This window comes from Flavobacterium sp. CHNK8 (assembly GCF_019774515.1).
GTDB lineage: Bacteria > Bacteroidota > Bacteroidia > Flavobacteriales > Flavobacteriaceae > Flavobacterium > Flavobacterium tiangeerense.
The window spans coordinates 2,837,129-2,860,063 of sequence record NZ_CP081492.1 but is presented as its reverse complement, the minus strand read 5'-3'; the positions used below and the strand labels follow the sequence as shown (position 1 = coordinate 2,860,063).

Annotated in this window: 20 protein-coding genes and 1 tRNA gene; 7 read left to right on the top strand and 14 right to left on the bottom strand. The window is 33.5% G+C overall.

The window, feature by feature from the left end; genetic code table 11:
* Positions 1-52: 52 nt before the first annotated feature.
* The 3 genes from K5V07_RS12420 to K5V07_RS12410 all read left to right on the top strand — a co-directional run bounded on the left by K5V07_RS12420 (position 53) and on the right by K5V07_RS12410 (position 1,524).
* Entirely contained in the window at positions 53-502 is a 450-nt protein-coding gene (locus K5V07_RS12420) for a GatB/YqeY domain-containing protein (protein WP_221917719.1), read from the top strand.
* A 64-nt stretch (positions 503-566) separates the two neighbouring features.
* Positions 567-640 (top strand) — tRNA-Arg (locus K5V07_RS12415).
* 65 nt (positions 641-705) lie between these two features.
* Positions 706-1,524, top strand: a complete 819-nt coding sequence (locus tag K5V07_RS12410; protein ID WP_370632496.1) for a zinc-dependent peptidase — start codon at positions 706-708, stop codon at positions 1,522-1,524.
* A gap of 27 nt (positions 1,525-1,551) precedes the next feature.
* On the opposite strand, the gene rpe is transcribed toward K5V07_RS12410, so the two are convergent.
* From rpe to K5V07_RS12380, 6 genes are all read right to left on the bottom strand, one after another.
* A complete protein-coding gene (rpe, locus tag K5V07_RS12405) occupies positions 1,552-2,214 on the bottom strand; it encodes a ribulose-phosphate 3-epimerase (protein ID WP_221917717.1) in 663 nt (220 codons plus the stop codon).
* Between the two features lie 529 nt (positions 2,215-2,743).
* Positions 2,744-3,607, bottom strand: coding sequence for an RNA polymerase sigma factor RpoD/SigA (locus tag K5V07_RS12400; RefSeq protein WP_026707723.1), 864 nt, complete (start codon positions 3,605-3,607; stop codon positions 2,744-2,746).
* A gap of 299 nt (positions 3,608-3,906) precedes the next feature.
* Positions 3,907-6,042, bottom strand: a complete 2,136-nt coding sequence (locus tag K5V07_RS12395; protein WP_221917716.1) for a polyribonucleotide nucleotidyltransferase — start codon at positions 6,040-6,042, stop codon at positions 3,907-3,909.
* A gap of 234 nt (positions 6,043-6,276) precedes the next feature.
* On the bottom strand, positions 6,277-6,543 hold the full coding sequence (gene rpsO, locus K5V07_RS12390; protein ID WP_086453034.1) for a 30S ribosomal protein S15: 267 nt from the start codon (positions 6,541-6,543) through the stop codon (positions 6,277-6,279).
* 152 nt (positions 6,544-6,695) lie between these two features.
* Positions 6,696-7,646 (bottom strand): hypothetical protein, encoded by a 951-nt coding sequence (locus K5V07_RS12385; RefSeq protein WP_221917715.1) that lies wholly within the window; start codon positions 7,644-7,646, stop codon positions 6,696-6,698.
* A gap of 8 nt (positions 7,647-7,654) precedes the next feature.
* On the bottom strand, positions 7,655-8,113 hold the full coding sequence (locus K5V07_RS12380) for a GAF domain-containing protein (RefSeq protein ID WP_221917714.1): 459 nt from the start codon (positions 8,111-8,113) through the stop codon (positions 7,655-7,657).
* A gap of 77 nt (positions 8,114-8,190) precedes the next feature.
* On the opposite strand from K5V07_RS12380, the gene xrtF reads away from it, so the two are divergent.
* The 3 genes from xrtF (at position 8,191) to K5V07_RS12365 (ending at position 9,957) form a co-directional block, all read left to right on the top strand.
* Positions 8,191-8,739 (top strand): exosortase family protein XrtF, encoded by a 549-nt coding sequence (gene xrtF / locus K5V07_RS12375; RefSeq protein WP_221917713.1) that lies wholly within the window; start codon positions 8,191-8,193, stop codon positions 8,737-8,739.
* Positions 8,717-9,157: an exosortase F system-associated protein gene (locus tag K5V07_RS12370; protein WP_221917712.1), complete on the top strand. Its 441-nt coding sequence runs from the start codon at positions 8,717-8,719 to the stop codon at positions 9,155-9,157. The genes xrtF and K5V07_RS12370 overlap by 23 nt, the downstream gene beginning before the upstream one ends.
* A 119-nt stretch (positions 9,158-9,276) precedes the next feature.
* On the top strand, positions 9,277-9,957 hold the full coding sequence (locus tag K5V07_RS12365) for a DedA family protein (protein WP_221917711.1): 681 nt from the start codon (positions 9,277-9,279) through the stop codon (positions 9,955-9,957).
* 92 nt (positions 9,958-10,049) lie between these two features.
* Here the strand turns inward: K5V07_RS12365 and K5V07_RS12360 are convergent, their stop codons facing one another.
* The 8 genes from K5V07_RS12360 to miaB form a co-directional block, all read right to left on the bottom strand.
* Positions 10,050-12,410, bottom strand: coding sequence for a hypothetical protein (locus tag K5V07_RS12360; protein ID WP_221917710.1), 2,361 nt, complete (start codon positions 12,408-12,410; stop codon positions 10,050-10,052).
* Between the two features lie 109 nt (positions 12,411-12,519).
* Positions 12,520-14,151, bottom strand: a complete 1,632-nt coding sequence (gene groL / locus K5V07_RS12355) for a chaperonin GroEL (RefSeq protein ID WP_221917709.1) — start codon at positions 14,149-14,151, stop codon at positions 12,520-12,522.
* 75 nt (positions 14,152-14,226) lie between these two features.
* Positions 14,227-14,502, bottom strand: coding sequence for a co-chaperone GroES (groES, locus tag K5V07_RS12350; protein ID WP_144889261.1), 276 nt, complete (start codon positions 14,500-14,502; stop codon positions 14,227-14,229).
* A 139-nt stretch (positions 14,503-14,641) separates the two neighbouring features.
* Positions 14,642-14,971 carry a preprotein translocase subunit SecG gene (secG, locus tag K5V07_RS12345; RefSeq protein WP_221917708.1) on the bottom strand — a complete coding sequence of 110 codons (330 nt, stop codon included), beginning with the start codon at positions 14,969-14,971 and terminating at the stop codon, positions 14,642-14,644.
* A 3-nt stretch (positions 14,972-14,974) separates the two neighbouring features.
* Positions 14,975-15,820: a tetratricopeptide repeat protein gene (locus K5V07_RS12340; RefSeq protein ID WP_221917707.1), complete on the bottom strand. Its 846-nt coding sequence runs from the start codon at positions 15,818-15,820 to the stop codon at positions 14,975-14,977.
* Positions 15,821-15,916: 96 nt separating this feature from the next.
* Positions 15,917-16,420, bottom strand: coding sequence for an LptE family protein (locus K5V07_RS12335; protein WP_144889255.1), 504 nt, complete (start codon positions 16,418-16,420; stop codon positions 15,917-15,919).
* Positions 16,421-16,478: 58 nt separating this feature from the next.
* On the bottom strand, positions 16,479-17,735 hold the full coding sequence (locus K5V07_RS12330; protein WP_144889253.1) for a sigma-54-dependent Fis family transcriptional regulator: 1,257 nt from the start codon (positions 17,733-17,735) through the stop codon (positions 16,479-16,481).
* Between the two features lie 80 nt (positions 17,736-17,815).
* Positions 17,816-19,261, bottom strand: coding sequence for a tRNA (N6-isopentenyl adenosine(37)-C2)-methylthiotransferase MiaB (gene miaB, locus K5V07_RS12325; protein WP_221917706.1), 1,446 nt, complete (start codon positions 19,259-19,261; stop codon positions 17,816-17,818).
* Positions 19,262-20,402: 1,141 nt separating this feature from the next.
* Here miaB and topA point away from each other — a divergent pair.
* Positions 20,403-22,934, top strand: coding sequence for a type I DNA topoisomerase (gene topA, locus K5V07_RS12320; protein ID WP_221917705.1), 2,532 nt, complete (start codon positions 20,403-20,405; stop codon positions 22,932-22,934).
* Position 22,935: the final 1 nt, after the last annotated feature.

Here is a 22,935-nt window from a genome sequence, read left to right as displayed (position 1 = left end):
AGTGCGCCGTAACTGCTGTTTCATCATAATTGAAAAAACAAAGACATAAGATATGAGTTTATCAACATTAATCATGGACGAAATGAAGACCGCCATGAGAGCTAAAGATACCGTTGCACTTGAAGCATTAAGAGCAATAAAATCAGAACTATTACTAGCACAAACGGCAACAGGATCTAAAGAAGAAATTTCAGAAGACGATGAAGTTAAGTTGCTACAAAAACTTGTAAAAACACGTAAAGAAAGTGCCCGAATCTTCACAGAGCAAAACCGTTTAGATCTTGCTGAGCCAGAACTAGCGCAAATAGCAGTTATTGAGAAATTTTTACCAGCTCAATTGAGTGAGGCAGAAGTAGAAACAGTTATTGCAGCAATTATTGCCGAAACCGGAGCATCAGGTATTGCTTCTATGGGGAAAGTTATGGGATTAGCATCAGCAAAACTTGGTGGAACTGCTGAAGGGAAAACGATTTCTACAATAGTTAAAAAATTATTGACCTAAATTTTAAGATACAAGATTAACAATTATAAATCTAGAATCGTTAATCACAAATCTCTAATCAAATGGCTGTGTAGTTCAACTGGATAGAATATCAGATTTCGACTCTGAGGGTTGCAGGTTCGAACCCTGTCGCGGCCACTTTTTAACTTTTAAATGCCTTAAAAAATTACAAGTTTTCTTGAGTTTTTTGAGGCATTTTTTTAATGAATTACTTTAATATGGTTGTCCAAGTAGTTTTGACAGTTTTTATAGGTCTCTTTTTTCTTTTATTTATACTGTTTAAAGTTATTGAGCCCTCTTATATGATGTTCTTTAATAAGCCATTGTTCATACATTGGTATCCTTTCTCTAAAAGACTGAAGCCCCATCAGCGTAAAATTTTATCAGACGATTTTCCTTATTACAGTACCTTATCGACTAAAAGAAAAGAGTATTTTGAACATAGAATACTTATGTTCACAAAACAATATCAATTTATAGGTAAAGATCTTGTAGTTACAGAGCAAATGCGATTGCTAATAGCAGCTACTTATGTCATGCTTACCTTTGGGATGCGTAATTATCTTGTTCCGTTGTTCAAGCGAATTGTAATTTATCCTACGGTATACTTCTCAACCGAAAATGAAGTTTTTCACAAAGGCGAGTTTAATCCCATGATGAAAGCAGTAGTTTTTTCTTGGGAGGATTTTATCTTAGGTCATTTAAGTTCAACTGATAATTTGAATCTAGGATTACATGAATTTACGCATGTAATGCATTTTCATTGTATGAAAAATAACGATCCCAGTTCTATTATCTTTTTTGATGCCTTTAATGAAGTAGTCAAGTATTTTTCTGATTCGGTTTTAAGCTCCTCATTAAGCGATGCTCAGTATTTTAGATCCTATGCGTATGAAAATCAATTTGAATTTTTAGCAGTAGTTTTAGAACATTTCTTTGAAACACCAGCTCAATTTAAAACCGTACATCCAGATTTGTATGATCATGTTGTCACCATGATAAACTATAAAGAAAATCAATAAAAATGGCGCACTAGGCGCCATTTTGTACTAAAAAGTGGTAAGCTTTTTTAGATCTTGAATTGTTTGTACAGGGTCTGTTGCTTTAAAAACAAAACTTCCTGCAACAAGAACATCCGCTCCTGCTTCAACAAGTTGTTTTGCATTAGAACTAGTTACACCACCGTCAACTTCAATTAGAGTGTTGGCTCCTTTTCTTGTAATTAAGGCTTTTAGTTTTTCAACTTTAGAATAGGTGTTTTCAATAAATGATTGACCACCAAAACCAGGATTCACACTCATGATACAAACCAAATCAATGTCATTAATAACATCTTCTAGCAGGTCAATTGAAGTATGCGGGTTAATGGCAACCCCTGCTTTCATTCCTTCTGCTTTTATGGCCTGTAGTGTTCTGTGTAAATGTGTACACGCTTCGTAATGTACGCTAAGGATATTGGCTCCAAGTCCAGCAAATGTTTTGATGTAGCGATCTGGATCTACAATCATTAAATGGACATCAATAGTTTTTGTAGCGTGTTTAGCAATGGCTTCAAGTACTGGCATTCCGTATGAAATATTAGGTACAAAAACGCCGTCCATGATGTCTATATGAAACCAATCAGCTTCACTGTTGTTGATCATTTCAATGTCTCGTTGTAGGTTTCCAAAATCAGCCGCTAATACTGATGGAGCAATAAGTGTATTTTTCATTGTGTAGTTGTTTAAGCTGAATATGTTTTCAGATTCTTAAGTTGTTGTTTGTGCAAAAATAGTTTTTTTAGACCAATTGCGGTACTTTTTCATTAAGAAGAAACAACGACTTTTAGTAACGAAGGTTGCGTAAGGGATAGAAGCGGCATCCTCGTAGTTCAACGGAGAGATACAGCGAATTGCCCGACCCGAAGTTTTTACGGAGGGTTACGTCTTTAAAGTGAGAAGTGAATAGTGAGAAGTGAATAGTGAGTGGTGAGTAGTGAACAGTATTCAGTGATTAGTTCTCAGTAAATAGTGATTTGTGGTTATATTGAAAAAAATAAAACTTCGGAAACTCGATCTGCCGTGGCGGAGAACAGACCGAGGTGTTATTAAAAAAATAAAACCTCGGTAATCAGCCGAGGTTTCAATCATCAATCAAAAAACGAACAGTTAATCAGACTGTTGTTTGCTTTAAAAAAGTTTTAAGTTTAAGGTTTCAAGATGTTTTGAGCAACTTTAAACTTTAAACTTGAAACAAATATAGTTATCCTAAATAGGTTTTTAAAATTTTACTTCTAGAAGTGTGTTTTAATCTACGGATTGCTTTTTCCTTGATTTGACGCACACGCTCACGAGTTAGGTCGAAAGTTTCTCCAATTTCTTCTAAAGTCATTGGGTGTTGGTCACCAAGACCAAAATACAAACGAACTACATCAGCCTCACGAGGTGTAAGAGTTTCAAGAGAACGCTCAATTTCGGTACGTAATGACTCGTGAATTAACTCTCTATCTGGGTTTGGAGACTCTCCAGAACGCAATACATCGTAAAGGTTAGAATCTTCACCTTCTACAAGTGGAGCATCCATGGATAAGTGACGGCCAGAGTTTTTCATAGACTCTTTTACATCATTTACGGTCATGTCAAGTTCTTTTGCAATTTCCTCAGCAGATGGCGGACGCTCGTTAGATTGCTCTAATAAAGCGTACATCTTGTTGATTTTGTTGATAGAACCAATTTTGTTCAAAGGCAAACGAACAATACGAGACTGCTCAGCCAAAGCTTGCAAAATCGATTGACGAATCCACCATACAGCATACGAAATGAATTTAAAACCACGAGTTTCATCAAAACGTTGTGCTGCTTTTATAAGTCCAAGGTTTCCTTCGTTAATTAAATCGGGAAGGGTTAAACCTTGGTTTTGATATTGTTTTGCCACCGATACTACGAAACGTAAGTTGGCTTTTGTTAATTTCTCTAAGGCGCGCTGGTCACCAGCTTTAATCTTTTGTGCTAACTCTACCTCTTCATCAGCCGTAATAAGATCAACTTTTCCAATTTCTTGTAAGTATTTGTCTAATGATGCAGTTTCACGATTCGTTACCTGCTTGGTAATTTTAAGTTGTCTCATGGTGTTGTCTCCTCAATTTTAAAGTGTACAAATAGTTATACGTAAGGAGTTGCAAAAAAGTTACATTTATTTTTAAATTTTATTTTAAAAAGATTTTTTTTGGCATTTTCGCCGCGGCGAATCGGGCTATGCGTTACAATCTTTTTATTTGCTGCGGCGCATAAAAAGGATTTCCACTGCTATCCCTAATGCGGTTTAGTATACATTAGAACGTTATGTGCTTTTAGAAAAACAAAAATCCCGTTCGCATTGGCGAACGGGATTTTCTATAAATAAACCTTTAGTAAACTAAGATCTGATTACTCTTTTTTCTCCTCGCGTGGAGGTCTAGCGATAAGTGCTTTACGAGACACTTTTTCTTTTCTTGTTTTTGGATCAAGTCCTAGGTATTTCACTTGAAACACATCGCCCATGTTTACCACATCAGTAACGTTTTCAGTTCTTTCCCAAGCTAGTTCAGATACGTGTAACAATACTTCGTTTCCTGGAGCAGCTGTATATTCTACAACCGCACCAAAATCAAGCATTTTAATTACTTTCACTTCGTAAGCTTCACCCATTTGTGGTTTGAAAGTGATTGATTGAATTTTAGCTAATACTGCTTCAATTCCAGCAGGATCAGTTCCTAAAATTTCAATAACACCTTGCTCGTCTACCTCGTTGATTACGATAGTAGTTCCTGTGGCTTTTTGTAATTCTTGAATCACTTTTCCACCAGGTCCAATTAAAGCACCAATAAAGTTACCAGGAATAGTTCTGGTGATAATTTTTGGAGCGTATGGTTTCACATCTTCTTTTGGAGCAGCAAGAGTTTCAATTAATTTTTCAAGAATATGCAAACGACCGTCACGAGCTTGAGCCAATGCAGCTTCCATAATCTCGTATTTCAAACCGTCAATCTTGATGTCCATTTGGCAAGCGGTAATTCCTTCAGAAGTTCCAGTTACTTTAAAGTCCATATCTCCTAAATGATCTTCATCACCAAGAATATCAGACAATACAGCAAAACGTTCTCCATCTGTAATTAATCCCATTGCAATTCCAGAAACTGGACGAATCATTTGGATACCAGCATCCATTAATGATAATGTACCAGCACAAACGGTAGCCATAGAAGACGAACCATTCGATTCTAAAACTTCTGATACTACACGAATTGTATAAGGACAATCAGCAGGAATCATGTTTTTCAAGGCACGTTGTGCCAAGTTACCGTGACCAACTTCTCTTCTTGAAGTTCCTCTTAAAGGACGAGCTTCACCAGTTGAGAAAGGAGGGAAGTTGTAATGCAAGTAGAATTTTTCTTCACCTTGTTCAGATGGAGAATCAATTTGATTAGCTTCTCTAGAAGTTCCTAAAGTAGCTGTAGCCAAAGCTTGTGTTTCTCCACGTGTAAACAATGCAGATCCGTGTACTGATGGTAAATAATCTACCTCACACCAGATTGGTCTGATTTCTGTAGTTTTTCTTCCGTCTAAACGAGTTCCTAAATCTAGGGTTACGTTACGAACAGCTTCTTTATTGGTTTTGTAGAAATATTTAGAAACTAAATCTCCATTTTCAGCCAATTCTTCTTCAGTAAATAAAGCTTTTACTTCTTCTTTTACTTCTGCAAATGCAGCAGTACGTTCTTGTTTAGAAGAACCTTTGCTTGCAATAGCATATATTTTATCGTAAGCTGCTTCTTTTACCTTAGCGTAAATAGCTTCGTCTGATTTTTCATTTTCGTATTCACGTACTTCTTTTTTTCCAAAAGCAGCAGCTAATCTTTCTTGCGCAGCAATTTGTACTTTAATGTGTTCGTGAGCAAATTTAATTGCTTCTAACATTTCTGCTTCTGAAATCTCTTTCATTTCTCCTTCTACCATGGCGATAGAATCGGTTGAAGCTCCAATCATCATGTCTATGTCTGACAATTCTAATTGTGCGCGAGAAGGATTGATGATGAATTTACCATCAATACGACCAACTCTAGCTTCAGAAATCAAAGTTTCAAATGGAATATCAGACAATGCAAGTGCTGCCGAAGCTGCTAAACCTGCTAATGCATCTGGCATTACATCCTCGTCATGAGACATCAATTGGATCATAACTTGAACTTCAGCGTGGTAGTCATCTGGGAAAAGCGGACGTAAAACACGGTCTACCAATCTCATTGTTAATACTTCGTTGTCACTAGGGCGTGCTTCTCTTTTGAAGAAACCACCAGGAAAACGACCTGCTGCTGCAAATTTTTCACGATAATCTACCGTTAATGGTAAAAAATCAATACCTGGACTTGCTTTTCTTGCGGAAACAACTGTACCTAAAATAACAGTTTTTCCAATTCTTACTACTACAGATCCATCAGCTTGTTTTGCCAAACGACCTGTCTCGATTGTGATGCTTCTGCCATCACCTAAATCGATACTTTCTACAAATAATTGTGGAATCATAAATTTAATTTTTTAGTTAAACATGGGTTCTAGTTGTGTTGTAGTTGTTGTTTTGCGTAGTTAATGCCTAAAACCCAATGAAAAACCAAACTTTTTTTAATGATCAATTCAAATGAATTGATTTTGTGATTTTGTCTTAGCTCTAATCCCTTTTGTGTCAGGACTTCTGTAGTACTTAAAGACAATAATATATAAAATAAAAAAAGAGGCACTTTCGCACCTCTTTTCTATTGATTATTTTCTGATATTCAATACTTTGATAATTTCACGGTATCTGTTGATTTCTTTCTTTTTCAAGTAATCTAACAACGATCTTCTTTTACCTACTAGTAATACTAATGAGCGCTCTGTGTTATAATCATGACGATTTTTTTTCAAGTGCTCCGTTAAGTGACTAATTCTGTAAGTAAACAAAGCGATTTGCGCTTCAGCTTTTCCAGTATTCGTTTTTTCTCCGTGTTGTGCGAAGATTTCTTCTTTAATCTCTTTAGTTAAATACATTCCAATATTATTTAATGATTCTTATGTATGTCTCCCATCTATTGGTAGACGGGTGCAAAAGTATAAAATAATTATGAATAAGGAAACAATAATCGGCATTTATTTTGATAAGGATTGAACCACATATTAGTTTGGTAGATATAATTTCACTTTTATTGGAAGGTTATAGGTAGAGTAAAATGTGTTTTTACCAACATTCCTCTATATTTACCCGGAATCCAATTTTCGTATTTTGAAATTAACTTCAAGGCATTCTCGGTAACGCCAAACTGATCTTGTGAATAGGCCGAAACATTTTCTAGTGCCCCTTTCTCGTTTACATCAAAAATCACTAGTATTTTACCAGTAACATAACCATCGATGTTTTTTGGGATTACACCGCAATTTTTCACATAGCTATAAAAATTATTCATCCCTTTTTTGGGGCTTGCTGTCTCTCTAATTAAATTGTAAGAGTACTTATTATTCAGTGAGTCGATGCTATTTCCAGAGGTTAATTTACCTTTGTTATATTGTTCTGTGAATTCAACTTTTTCATCAATAATACGACCTTTCCAAATACCTTCTTTTACAAAGTTTTTAATAACACCGAAAGATGTTTCATTGTCCGATTCTTGGTCAACAAATTCACCTTCTCCATTTGTTACTTTTTGATCATTGTTTTCATCAAAAAAGTTATGAATTTTAATACTATATTCTTTTTTGTTTTTACTGACTTCAATTTCTGATTCTAATTTGAAAAGTCCATTTTCATAGTAATAAAATTGTTTGTCAATTAATTTATTATTTTCATAATTTGCAATTCTCTTTTTTTTACCATTTTCATAGAAATACAAACATTTACCATGTAGCAACACCCTATCTTTGTCTAAAGTATTTCCTGTTAAAAAAATCTTACCTGACTTGTAATAAATTTTTACAGGGTAGGTTTCTTTATTGGTCTCATAACCTTCAATTTCTTTTATATACTCAAAGTTATTCTCGTTGGAGGTGACAAAGAAAGCATCTGTATAAAATAGCTTTTTGTTATTGTCTTGTGAATAAATAGTATTCGTTAAAACCAGCAAGAATAAGTTGATAAATAGTTTTTTTTTGAATTTCATAAAAGGGTTTAATTGAATAGGATTGCTACCTCTTGATTAACAAATTCTAAAAAACGTTCATCTTCTTCACTAAAAGGATCTATAACATGGCTATCAATATCAATTTGACCTATGTTTTTTCCATTTACAAAAAGAGGCACAACGATTTCAGATTTTACAGTAAAGCTACACGCAATGTAATTATCTTGAGCGCTTACATCGGGCACTACAAAATTAGCATTTGACTCAGCCACTTGTCCGCAAATTCCTTTTCCGAAAGGGATTACAGTATGATCTGTTTCTGCACCTACATATGGACCTAAATGTAAAGTTTTGGCTTCATGATTAGCAAAATAAAATCCTACCCAATTATAGTAGGAAATAGAGCTGCTTAATAGTTGGCAAATTTTTAATAATTTTTCGTCTCTTGTTTGTTCAGGACGTGCTATGATTTCGGATACTTTTGGTTTTAAATCTTGAAATGTCATTTTTCTTAAATTTTAGTTAGTACAAAAGTATTTAAAGAGATTTCTTTATTTTACATAAATTTGTTAAAAATTTTATTTTGAAAAAATATTTAGAACGCTACAAACCCTTTTTACAATTCTTAGGTTTATTTTTTATAAGCTATTTGATTTTTACATTGTGTTATCAATATTATCTTGGAACTTATGAAAATAATGAAGTTGATGGTTTTACTAGAGTTGTAAGTATAAATACGGCCCAAATACTTCAAGTATTCACTGAGGGATCTTATGTGATTAAAAATGCATCTCAAGATTATATGAAATTGATTTATTGTGGAAAATATGTAGCTAAAATTGTGGAGGGTTGCAATGCTATGAGTGTTATTATTTTATTTGCCTCGTTTATAATTGCTTTTTCAGGAAGATTCAAACCAACGTTTTCATATATTGTCTTGGGTAGTTTATTTATTTACATACTCAATGTAATACGAATAGCCTTGTTAAGTTCGTTGATTTTTTATTATCCCGAACAAGAAACTTTATTGCATGGGGTAATTTTTCCGCTTTATATTTATGGGGTTGTTTTTATTTTATGGATTTATTGGGTTCAAAAACATTCAAAGTATGCGTCAGAAAAAACAAAATAAAATATTTAGAATCTTAGTCATTGTAGTATTGCTTTTTCTAATAATTCTAGCTAGAGCCTACGAAAATCAATTGTTTAATGATCCTTTATTGGAGTTTTTTAAAAAAGATTTTTCTAGTTTGAGTTTGCCTGATGTTTCAAATTATACTTATTTTACTGTGTTGTTTTTTCGATATGCTATAAATACTGTTTTGTCATTAGGTATTATTTATTTTGTGTTTAATGAAATTGAATTGGTAAAATTATCTCTGGTTTTGTATTTGTTGTTTTTTGCGGTTTTGATCATTGGTTTTTTTACTGTTGCCAATATTTCATACGAGAACCAAAAATGGCATTTGTTTTACATTCGAAGATTTATCATACAGCCCATTTTTTTATTGCTTTTTGTTGCGGGTTTTTACTATCAAAAAAGAAGGTAGTATTCGTTTTATTGCTTTTTAATCGTTAATAAAACTTTAAAATAAGGTATTGTATTGCTCCAGAAACTTATTATGCTTACTTTCACACACTATAATTTTAGGTTTAAAATATTTTTAGAATGAACGAATTTGATTGGAAAAATTTAATTGACCCACTTTTTTACATCCATTTTGACATAAATGGAATTAAGTTGGGGATTTTTATAGTTTTATTTATTGTTTTTGCCGAAACCGGTCTTTTTGCAGGTTTCTTTCTGCCAGGTGATAGTTTGTTGTTTTTGGCTGGAATTTACAGTCGAGAGTTAATTGAAAATATATTTATAATTGACAATGATTTTTTGAATGTAGTTTTGTTATCTACTTTGGTAGCATTGTCAGGGATTTTAGGTAACGTGGTGGGATATTGGTTTGGTTCAAAAAGTGGCTATTATTTGTATAACAAAGCAGATAGCTTTTGGTTCAAACGCAAATACTTGGTTCAGTCTAAAGATTTTTTCGAAAAATATGGTGGTAAGGCGATTATTTTTGCTCGTTTTTTACCAATTTTCAGAACATTTGCACCGATAGTTGCAGGAATTGTATCAATGGATAAAAACAAGTTTATGTTTTATAACATCCTGAGTTCTTTTATCTGGTCATTCACATTAATTTTTGCAGGACATTATTTGTATGGCTTTTTGTTAGAAAATTATCAAATTGATTTAAAAGAACATATAGAGTTGATTGTGTTGGCTTTAGTAGGAATTACTGTTATACCGGTGATTTATAAGTTTAGTAAAAAATCAAAGGGTGAAGAATAATCTAGTTTCAAGATTATCAATTAAATAAAAAATAAAAAAAGGATGTAGTTTATAGAAAATTATATCCTTTTTTTATGTTGAAAATTATAAGTTTATAAATCTATATAATGAGTTTCGCTTATTAGTTTCCCATCAAAGGTAAATCCTTCAAGAGTAACTTTTATTTTCTTTTGATTTAAGTTAGGAATTTCTGCCTTTGTTGTATTTAATTGGTCAGTAAGTAATGTAGGAATCCAGTTGATTACTCCGTAATTTATAAAACCATTATCATTAGTACTGCTGTATTCAACATTTTCAAATTTTGGAGTATCGCTATATCCATTTTCAATGGCTACACTTTTAATACTATTATTGTTTATCCAAGGTTTTGGCTTGAATTTTTTATAAATTCTTATTGTACCTTGAAGATTGCGCCCAGAGGAAACAAGCGCACTTGGATTCAAATAAATTTCTTCAAGTTCATTCATTTGAATGTTTTGTAAAAACGAAAAGTCTCTAATTTGCATGTCATCCATAAAAATCTCAGGAGATTTAGCAATTCTATCTCCTCCACTAGGACTTATAATGGAAACATTACTACCTGAGTTATATACTCTAAATCCTTTAGTGTCTAAAAAGGTGAGTAAATCAATAGATTCTTGACCTGTAATTTTATATCCTCTTAAATTTACATTACTTAGTTTTTTTTCATGAACTAAAATATCTTTAGATTCTCTTGCCTTCACATTAACGCTATTTAGTAGTATAGATTCTTCTTTAAATACAGGAATATCTTCTATAAGAGTGTTTGCAATCTGATCATTACTTGTTATAGAAATCCCTTTAAAAGCATGATTATAATTCCTTTGCCCATTAATTACTTTAGCAGTGTGCGCAAGTTTGATTGGATTACTATCTGTATTTCTTTGCAAATTGTAATCAACTAAAGTGGAGTCACTTAAAATTAAGTTTTTGAATTCAAAATCACCATCGATAGAAATGGGAGATTGTACATTAATTTGATGATGGTACGATCTAAAACTAACGTTGTATTCCTTTGCATTTTTAAGAATTGGAGAAATGACTTTTCCCTTTATAGTAAGACCCATGTCAAATTCATATAAATTTTTTGGAGCATTGGAAATGATTTCATTCCATGAATATTTTGATTTTGGTATGCTAAGCATTAAAAGATCCAATTCGTATTTTACCCCGCTCTTTGGATTAGACAAGTAGTTGTCAATATTTTTTACGGGAGAATTCAAGTAAAAATTACATAAGAAATCCGTTGTTATGGAGCTATTCAAATCTGTATTTTTTCCATTATTGGGAACAATAGATATGCTAATATTTGCATCTTTTTGATTGGATAATCCGTCTAACTCTAGCCCTCCATTTAGATTTATTTTTTTTGTAAGTGCTACGTTTTCTTTGTTTTTTGGAAGTTTTATAAAAGTTCTTTCAGCAAGTTGATTTAAATACTGATCTATTATTCGAACAACATTAATACCATCCGATATTGCATCTGTACTGAAAATAATATTTTGTTCCAGCGTAGCTGCGTCTATATTTACATCAAATAGTAAAGCTCTTTCGTCTTGATGTACCACTAAAAATAATTTATTCTTACTAATGTCATTAATAGTTTCAGGATTTGTTTTTATTTTTACCGATGCTTTGTCAGCCAATGAAAAACTGTTTACCTCTAATGTAACACCTTTAAGGGTAGTGCTAGGGATGCTTTTTTTAATGGTTTTATTATTCAAGTCAGCTGATAGCGTGTAATTTTCATTTTTCGGATTTAAAACAAACTTTCCTAAACCTTCATTGTTTATAGCGATTTCTGAAATTAATTCATCAGATGCGTTTTTTAAGTAAATTTTTTGATTCCCAATGGCATTATTATGTGCGTCTACCATTTTAATTCCCACGGTATTATTGATTCCGTATAGTAAAACGCCACCTTCTGGAATTACCTCTATTTTAGCTGTTTCGGGGTTGGGAATTGTGCTGTCAAAGAAATTAGGCTTTTGAGTATTTATGATTTTTATGGGATAAATACTGGATTCATCTTCCTGAAAATTATTCATCCAATTGGTGTAAACTTGAACGTAATAATTTCCTGAAGGTAATTTTTTTAAATCTTTAAAAACTCCTTCAAAAGTACCTGTATTGGCATAACTGAGTTGCTTGCTTACTACTGCTCCAGATTGATCGTGCAACGCAACAAACACATTCATGGTGTTGTAAAATGGCAAAAGTTCTTTTCTGTTATAGGTGTATCCTTTAAACCAGATTGATTCGTTTGAGAGATATGTTTTTTTATTTAAATGGAGGTGAATATTTTCTCGTTCTAATGAAAAATAGGCGTTTAACTTGTCAATTATTTGAGGGTTATTACTGATGTCTTGACAATAAGAATTTAGGAAAAGAAAGAATGTTATTATTGTATAATGGATTTTTTTGGCGCGCATAAAAATTATTGTTTGTCGGTTTGTTAGTTTTAAGTTTTTAAAATTAAAAAAAAAACCGAAGCAATTTGCTTCGGTTTGGTTATTTTTAAAGATAATTCTTAAATTAAGACTACATCATCCCTGGCATTCCGCCGCCCATTGGCATTCCGCCACCAGCGTTTTCTTCTTTAATGTCAATTAGAGCACACTCTGTAGTTAAGATCATACCAGCTACTGAGGCCGCATTTTCTAGAGCAACGCGAGTTACTTTTTTAGGATCAATAATTCCAGCAGCAAGCATATCTACATACTCGTCAGTTTTAGCATTATATCCAAAATCTCCTGAACCCTCAGCTACTTTTGCTACTACTACTGAACCTTCAAGACCAGCATTTTCTACAATAGTTCTCAACGGAGCTTCTACAGCGCGGGATACAATTTGTATTCCTGTAGCTTCATCAGCATTGTCTGCAATAATGTTGCTTAGAACATTTTTAGCTCTTAGTAATGCAACACCACCACCAGCAACAATACCTTCTTCTACTGCAGCACGAGTAGCGTGTAAAGCATCATCAACTCTATCTTTTTTCTCTTTCATTTCTACTTCAGATGCAGCTCCTACGTAAAGTACAGCAACACCACCAGCTAATTTAGCCAAACGCTCTTGTAATTTTTCTTTATCGTAATCAGATGTTGTTGCTTCCATCTGACCTTTGATTTGGTTTACACGGTTTTTAATCATGTCTGCATCTCCAGCACCACTTACAATAGTTGTATTGTCTTTATCGATAGTTACTTTTTTAGAAGTTCCTAACATTTCAATCGTTGTGTTTTCAAGAGTGTATCCTCTTTCTTCAGAAATTACAGTTCCACCAGTTAAGATAGCGATGTCTTCTAACATTGCTTTTCTTCTGTCACCAAAACCAGGTGCTTTAACAGCAGCAATTTTTAAAGCTCCTCTTAATTTGTTTACAACTAATGTTGATAAAGCTTCTCCATCTACATCTTCAGCAATGATCAATAATGGCTTACCTGATTGAGCTACGGGCTCAAGAACTGGTAATAATTCTTTCAGTGAAGAAACTTTTTTGTCGTATAAAAGGATGTAAGGATTCTCTAATTCTACTTCCATTTTTTCAGAATTAGTTACAAAATAAGGAGAAAGGTATCCTCTGTCAAATTGCATTCCTTCTACTACATCAACATACGTGTCAGTACCTTTAGCTTCTTCAACCGTAATCACTCCTTCTTTTCCAACTTTTGCGAAAGCAGTAGCGATTAACTCACCAATTACTTCGTCATTGTTAGCAGAAATAGAAGCAATTTGTTTGATTTTCTCAGAATCACTTCCTACTACTTTTGCTTGCTGTGCTAAGTCGGCAACGATAGCTTCAACAGCTTTATCAATTCCTCTCTTTAAGTCCATTGGATTTGCTCCAGCAGCTACGTTTTTCAAGCCTTCTTTTACGATTGCTTGTGCCAAAACAGTTGCAGTTGTAGTTCCGTCTCCTGCTAAATCATTTGTTTTAGAAGCAACTTCTTTAACCATTTGAGCTCCCATGTTTTCTAATGGGTCTTTCAATTCAATTTCTTTGGCTACAGTAACACCATCTTTGGTTACGTTTGGACCTCCGAATGCTTTTCCAATGATTACATTACGTCCTTTAGGTCCTAAAGTTACTTTTACAGCATTTGCTAATGCATCAACACCACGTTTTAATCCGTCACGTGCTTCTATATCAAATTTTATATCTTTTGCCATTATTTCAAAAATTGTTTAATTGTTTTAAGTATTGAAAATTTCAATTTTTTGTTTCCTATTGTGGGATTATCTAGACTATACTATTGCTAGGATGTCGTCTTCACGCATAATTAAGTAGTCAACACCTTCTAGTTTCAATTCTGTACCAGCATATTTGCCATAAAGTACCGTATCTCCAATTTTCACTGTCATCGTGTGCTCTTTAGTTCCGTTTCCTACTGCAACAACGGTTCCTTTTTGAGGTTTTTCCTTTGCAGTATCAGGAATATAGATACCAGAAGCAGTTTTTGTTTCAGCAGCCATAGGCTCAATTAGAACTCTATCCGAAAGTGGTTTAATGTTTAAATTCATGGTCGTATATTTTTATATTAAATTAAAAAGTTGTGATTAAAGTTTTTCAGAAATTGTGCCATCATGCTTGAACTGACATATTTTCCTAAAAAAAATGCCAGCTTTGACAGGCTGGCATTTAATATATATGTGATATTATTTATTTTGCTGGAGCTGGAGTAGCTGGAGCGTTTTGTACTGGTGCAGCAGGCGCAGTAGTACTTGTGTTTTCAATTATTTTAGAATCAGTATCACTTAGCGTTCCTGTAAAACTTAAACTTGAAAACAAGATCAATAATATAAGAATTGTTGCTAAAGTCCATGTACTTTTATCTAAAAAATCAGTTGTTTTTTGAACTCCACCTAGCATTTGAGAACCTCCAATGTTTGAAGATAATCCTCCACCTTTAGGGTTTTGAACCATTATGACTACGATTAATAAAAAACATACTATAGTTATTAAAACTAAAAAAATTGAAAATGTGCTCATTGTTTAATTATTATTATGTTGTAAAATCTTAATATCCGAAATGCGGTTCGCAAAGAAACTACTTTTTTCTGGATATTTCAAAATTAATATTTCATATGCTTGAATTGCTTTTTGGTATTTTTTTTGTTCCAAATATACTCTTGCAAGTGTTTCGGTCATTAATGATGAATTATCAGTTGTATTGATCTCAATGGTAATAGGTATTGTTACTCCATTCTTTCCAGGTGTGATTTTGGGACTGGTCTCAATAAACTTGTCAATGAGTTCTAGTTTTTTTCTTTTTTCCTCATCCATTAAAGTTTCTGGTTCAAGTACTTTTTCGTCACGTTTTATAGGTTCGCTACGAGATAATTGAAGCCATTCCTGAAACGAATGTTGTTCTTGTTTCGAAAAATCAAGTGGAGTTCCTATGGCTAGTTTTTCCTCAATTTGATGGGATTGTTCCTCGGGCTCTACAGTGCTAGATTTAGAAATTGAAGTTAAAATCGATTCTTCAAGAGTATTGATTTTTTGATCTAATTTTTTTTCTGGAACAATTATTTCGCTGTCAACTACTTGAATGTCTAACATTTCTTGAGCTTTCTTTTCATACAAACTAGTATGTATTGAAATAAAAGTATCAGATATTATAAAGTCAAACAATATAGATCGGTCTGTGGTATAAGCTGCAGTGCGTTTTAAGGCATTGTTGTACTTGTAACTGTCTTGGTTGTAAAGCCCTTTAAGTTGTAATGCTCGTGCACTTTGAAAATACGGAAATTCATCTATTACCTTTTCTAAATCTTGTGTTTGTTGCACATGAATAGTATCCGGTTTATTTATGATATGGATAAAGTCAGTTACATTCATTTTTTAATTGTTCAATGTTCGGTAATTTCTTTTTTGCTAGAGTTTTTATTCAGTGCTCAAAATCGATTTGTGAACTAATTTTTAATAGATCCTAATTTACCATTTAGCTAATGACTCATTAAATATTTCTTGTGTAATTCTTTCGAAAATTTCTTTCAAGGCATTATTCAAAGTTGCTCCGGTAAGCTGTTGGTCTGCGGGATAATCAAAAAAGAATGAGAATGGTTTTTCAAAATTATCTGTTTCTTTCTTCTTATTGGTAAAACGCACATTAACTCTTACTGTTAATCGGTTTTGAGCAGCACGTTGATCAGCAGTTGCTGTCATTGGACTAATTCTATACTCTACAATTTCTCCTTCATAAGTCAAATCGGCACCATTTTTTACTAAGTTTAAATTAGTCTGATTTTGAATTAAATCCTGGAGTTCAAGTGTAAAAGTTCTGTCAATACCAGGTTCTATAAGTTCAGCATTATTTTGAAAAAAACCTACCTGAAACGTTTCGGCATCAATTTTACCGGTTCCCGTGAAGTTGTAAACAGAACATCCTTGTAACGAGGAAACGAGTAGTATGACAAATATAAATTTTAAGTATTTCATGTAAAAGAGTAATAGTTAATTTCTGTTTGTTTGACCTGTTAAGTCTAATAACATTAAATTACAAGTCAAATTGTTTGATTTTTCTATATAAAGTGCGCTCCGATATTCCTAACTCATCTGCGGCTGCCTTGCGTTTACCTTTGTTTTTTTCTAATGATTTTTTAATCATTTCTATTTCTTTCTGCTCTAGTCTCAAGGTTTCTTCCTCCTCAATGGTTTCAGCAAATAAATAGTTCTCTTCTGGTTCTTGGTACAAACTTTCGTTATTCAAAGTTGTAATTTGGTTGTTTCTAGGAGATTCTTCAAAGTCTATTTCATTATCATTTTCGTTTGAGCCGTAAATCTTTTTGATCAAACTTTGATTCGTCTCTTGCACTTTTGAACTCCCATTCTGAATCAGTTCCAAAGTCAGTTTTTTCAAATCATTCAAATCACTTTTCATATCAAAAAGGACTTTGTATAAAATTTCTCTTTCCGTACTGAAATCGTTTTCACTTTTTTTATCCTTGATTACAGAGGGTAAGTTGCTGCCTTGTTCTGGCAAGTAAGATTGCAATGTAGTAGCTGTAATATCTCTGCTTGTCTCTAAAACTGAAATTTGTTCAGCCACATTTCGTAACTGGCGAATGTTACCGCTCCAGCGAAATTTTTGCAACACTAGTACAGCACTTTCCTCTAATTTTAGTGGTGGCATTTTGTATTTGTGTGCAAAATCAGCGACAAACTTTCTGAATAATAAGTGAATGTCGTCTTTTCTATCTCTTAAAGGAGGTAAGGTGATATCAACGGTACTCAAACGATAGTATAAATCTTCTCTGAATTTTCCTTTTTCTATGGCATCAAATAAATTGACATTAGTTGCAGCCACAATTCGAACATCAGTTTTCTGAACCTGAGAGGAACCCACCTTAATAAACTCACCATTTTCTAGAACACGCAACAAACGTACTTGTGTGGTAAGGGGTAATTCGCCCACTTCATCAAGGAAAATGGTACCACCATCAGCCACTTCAAAGTAGCCTTCTCTGGTACTTGTAGCGCCCGTAAACGCTCCTTTTTCGTGACCAAAAAGTTCGCTATCTATAGTTCCCTCGGGAATTGCTCCACAGTTTACGGCAATGTATTTTCCGTGTTTTCTATGCGAAAGGGAGTGTATGATTCTCGGTATATTTTCTTTACCTACACCGCTCTCACCAGTTACCAGCACAGTGATATCAGTAGGGGCAACTTGTATGGCTTTTTCTATGGCACGATTGAGTTTTGGGTCATTCCCAATAATCTCAAAGCGCTGTTTTATTGACTGAACTGATTCCATTTTATTTTTGTTTAAAGTTTTGTTAGTTTAAAGTTTCAGGTTTCACAATGAAACTTAAATCTTAACTTTTCAAACTTTTCTTAATTCATATCACTCAAACCAACTGCTATTCCTTTTAACGTTCCAGAGGTGCAGCTTTCAATTTTTACATTAACAAAATCTCCAATGTTGTAATTCTCTTTTGGAAAAACTACCGTTATACTCTGCGAATTTCTTCCAGAGAATTCTTCTGTTGATTTTTTAGAAACTTTTTCGACTAAAACTTCTACTGTTTGACCTATGAATTCTTCACTTCTAAACCAAGCGTGTTTTTGTTGTAAATCTACAATTTCTTGCAATCTACGGGCTTTAGTTTCATCGTTAACATCATCTTCCATTTTTCTTCCAGCCAATGTCCCTGGACGTTCAGAATACGAATACATATAACCAAAATTATACTTCACGTACTCCATTAAACTCATTGTGTCTTTATGATCCTCTTCAGTTTCTGTTGGAAAACCCGCTATCATATCTTGAGAAATAGAGCAATTCGGGATAATAGTCCTAATTTTATCTATTAAAGTCATGTATTCTTCACGAGTGTGCAAACGGTTCATTTCCTTTAAGATTCGGTTGCTTCCAGACTGAACCGGTAAATGAATGTGTTTGCAAATATTAGGATGCTTAGCAATAACATGCAATACACTTTCATGCATGTCTTGTGGATTAGAAGTTGAAAATCGAATTCTCATTTTAGGAAAACCAATAGCAACCATCTCAAGTAATTGATCAAAATCAACAGCTGTAGCTTTTTGCATTTCGCTAGCATTTTCAAAATCCTTTTTCAAACCACCACCGTACCAGAGGTAGCTATCTACATTTTGACCTAAAAGCGTAATTTCCTTAAAACCTTTGTCCCATAAATCTTGAACTTCTGCCATGATACTTTGGGGTTCACGACTGCGTTCACGTCCACGAGTGAAAGGAACCACACAAAAAGTACACATATTATCGCAACCACGAGTGATAGAAACCAAAGCCGTAATCCCGTTACTCATCAATCGAACTGGAGAAATATCGCCATAGGTCTCATCTTTTGATAAAATAACATTTATGGCATCTCTACCTTCCTCAACTTCTTGTAATAAATTGGGTAAATCTTTATAAGCATCTGGACCTACAACAAGGTCCACAATTTTTTCTTCCTCAAGAAATTGACTTTTCAAACGTTCTGCCATACAGCCCAAAACCCCAACTTTCATTTTAGGGTTAATGCGTTTTACGGCATTGTATTTTTCTAAACGTTTTCTAATGGTTTGCTCTGCTTTATCGCGTATAGAACAGGTATTTACTAGAACTAAGTCTGCCTCTTCCAGAACTTGTGTGGTATTATACCCATTTCCAGATAAAATGGAAGCTACAATCTCGCTATCCGAAAAATTCATCGCGCAGCCATAGCTTTCTATAAAAAGTTTCTTTGTATTCTCAGGTTTATTCTCTAAAACAAGACTTTCGCCTTGTTTGCTTTCTTCAATAATCTTTTCCATGCTATTTTTTCAAAGCACAAAGATAAGCTAAAACAAATAAATGTGACAACTTGTCAGATTAAGAATTAACAGTATTTTAAGTTTGAAGAATTAGTTGTTTGTGTTTGCCAATTTTTTACAAAAAAAGAAAAAAAGCTAGCATTTAAGACTTTATTTGAATTGGGATTATGAACGTAATTTTTGCCTTTTTAAAGAGTATAAAAAACAAAACTCTCGAGGCAATTCGAGAGCTTTAAGTATGAAGTACTTCTTTATTGTTTTAATGATCTGAAGTATTTAGGTTGATAAACTCAATTCATAAAAATGAAATTAAAAATAAAATTACCACTACAGTAGTAAACGCTATTATTCTGTTTTTTCCAGTATTTTTATTGTTAATTTGATCATCTTTTATAATTTGGATAAGCTCGTAAACAGTAAGTGGAATTGCTATTATAAAATATATGAGATAGAAATAAATACGATTTTCTTTATCAATATACGCTATATAATAGCCTTGCAGAATAAAAATAAAGGATAGGATAATAACGCTTGTTCTTAAAATTTTTCTCATGTTGTTAGTCGTTTATACAATTTTGATAATCTCTTTTTTGCATTAGTCTGACATGTATTATTTTGCCACACTGCAATTGCAGCTAAATCCTTAAAAATCTATAGATAAAATACATTTTAGGTAAATATTTTTAAACTGAATTATCTTTTTTTATATATTAAATTTTGTTTGCAAGGTAAAAAATAATAGTCTGAAAACTGTATTTGTTTACTGTTGATCAATTGATCAGTTTTTCTATTTCAGCATTATAAATTGCATCTATAATTTAGAATATTTTTAATACCTTATTTCAAAGGGTGAAATTTTAGAAAAATCATTAGAATTTCTGTTTAACTAATACGGACTGATTTCTAAATTTGTGTAGTACTTGTGGATTATCTAAAGGATGAAGAAATGATTTGAAAGTATATTTTACAAGTCAAATTTTATACTAATAAATGCAGATACAAATGTTTGGAATATGATGTTAAAAATAAGTTCAGTAACAGCTTAAAAGTCCCTATCAATAAGTGTCAATTCATTCAAATGTTATTTCAAAAGCTTAATATTTAAAAAAAATAGATACTTTTGTCCCAGAAAAATAGACGAATGGCAAAGAATTTAGTTATAGTAGAGTCCCCAGCAAAGGCAAAAACAATCGAAAAATTCCTAGGTGCAGATTATCAAGTAGAGTCCAGTTACGGACATATTGCTGATTTACCTTCAAAGGAAATAGGAGTAGATGTAGATCATAATTTTAAGCCTAAATATGAGGTTTCTGCTGATAAAAAAGCCTTGGTCACCAAGCTGAAAGGGTTAGCTAAGAAAGCCGATATGGTTTGGTTAGCAAGTGATGAGGATCGTGAGGGTGAAGCTATTTCTTGGCACCTTGCCGAAGAGCTTAATTTAGATAAAAACAAAACCAAAAGAATTGTTTTTCATGAGATTACTAAAACAGCTATTCTCAAAGCAATTGATAATCCTAGAGAGATTGACTATAATTTAGTTAATGCACAACAAGCGAGACGTGTTTTAGACCGTTTAGTTGGTTATGAATTATCTCCTGTATTGTGGAGAAAAATTAAAGGAGGTTTATCTGCGGGTCGTGTTCAGTCGGTATCTGTACGTTTAATTGTAGAACGCGAACGAGAAATTCAAAATTTCAAAGCCGTTGCAACCTACTCAGTTGTTGCCGAGTTTACAAACGAGTCTGGAAAAATATTCAAGGCTAAATTGCCTAAAAATTTTAATACAAAACAAGAAGCTCAAGATTTCTTAAACAAAAATATTGGTTCTACATATAAGGTTGCAGATTTAGAAACAAAACCTACCAAAAAATCTCCAACAGGTCCTTTTACTACTTCTACTTTACAACAAGAAGCTGCGCGTAAACTGTATTTACCGGTGGGTATAACCATGCAACTTGCACAGCGCCTATATGAAGCGGGATTGATTACCTACATGAGAACGGATAGTGTTAACCTGTCAAAAGATGCGATGGAAGCTGCTCAAGCCGAAATCATCAAATCTTATGGTAAAGAGTTTTCTAAGCCAAGAACATTTGTTAATAAAAGTAAAGGAGCACAAGAGGCGCACGAGGCAATTCGTCCAACGGATATGTCTCGCCATACGGTAGACATTGACCGTGATCAAGCACGTTTGTATGATTTAATTTGGAAAAGAACATTGGCCTCGCAAATGAGTGACGCGCAATTGGAACGTACCAATGTGAAAATTGAAGCGAGCAATCACAATGAAATATTCACCGCATCTGGAGAGGTATTGCTTTTTGAAGGTTTCTTAAAAGTCTATCTGGAAGGTCATGATGATGATGAGGAAGAGCAGGAGGGAATGTTGCCCGCAATGAAAGTGAACGAAAAATTACAAAACAATTATATCACAGCAACCGAGAGGTATTCTAGAGCTCCAGCTCGTTTTACCGAAGCTTCTTTGGTAAAAAAACTAGAAGAACTAGGAATAGGTCGTCCATCTACTTATGCACCTACAATTTCTACCATTATTAACAGGAATTACGTTGAAAAAGGAAATTTAGACGGTCAAGAGCGTAATTATACGCAGTTGATTTTGCAATCTGGTAAGGTAGATGAGAAAGCACTTAAAGAAAATACTGGATCAGATAAAGGGAAATTAGTACCTACTGATATCGGAACCATTGTAACGGACTTCCTTGTCAAGAATTTCGGAAATATTCTAGATTATAATTTTACGGCAAAAGTAGAGCAGGACTTTGATGAAATTGCCGAGGGAAATATTGTTTGGACCAAAATGATGCAGGAGTTTTACGATCAATTTCATCCAACGGTGAAAGATGTAGAAGCGAATGCTGAGCGTGAAAGTGGCGAAAGAATTCTAGGCACTGACCCTAAAACAGGAAAGCCAGTTTCGGTTCGTTTAGGGAAATTTGGACCGATGGCTCAAATAGGTGCTCCTGATGATGAAGATAAAAAGTTCGCCAGTTTGATGAACGATCAAAATATTGGTAACATTACCCTTGAAGAAACCTTGAATTTATTTTTGTTACCCAAAAATTTAGGAGAGTATAAAGGAGAAGAAGTTGAGGTGAGTAATGGTCGTTATGGTCCTTATATTCGTCATGGTGCAGCGTTTGTGTCTTTACCAAAAGGAGAGAATCCATTAGATGTTGATTATAAAAGAGCTCAAGAATTAATTGATGAAAAAGCCTTGGCAGATGCGCCTATAGCTGTTTATAAAGGTGAGGGAGTTCAAAAAGGTGTTGGTCGTTTTGGGGCTTTTATCAAGTGGAGTGGATTGTTTATCAATGTGAGCAAAAAATACAATTTTGATAATTTATCTCAATCAGATATTGAAGCCTTGATAGAAGATAAGCTTCAAAAAAATATTGATAAAGTATTACACAATTGGGAAGAGGAAGGAATTCTTGTAGAAAAAGCACGTTGGGGTCGATCTGTGATTACAAAAGGCAAAATTAAAATCGAGTTAAGTAAAGATGTTGATGCGTCAAAACTAACACTTGCAGAAGTTCAAGAAATGATTGCTAAAAAAACACCTGCTAAAAAAGTAGCAGTTAAAAAAGCACCTTCAACAAAGGCAACAACAAAGAAAGCCGCCGTTAAAAAACCGGCCGTTAAAAAGAAATAAT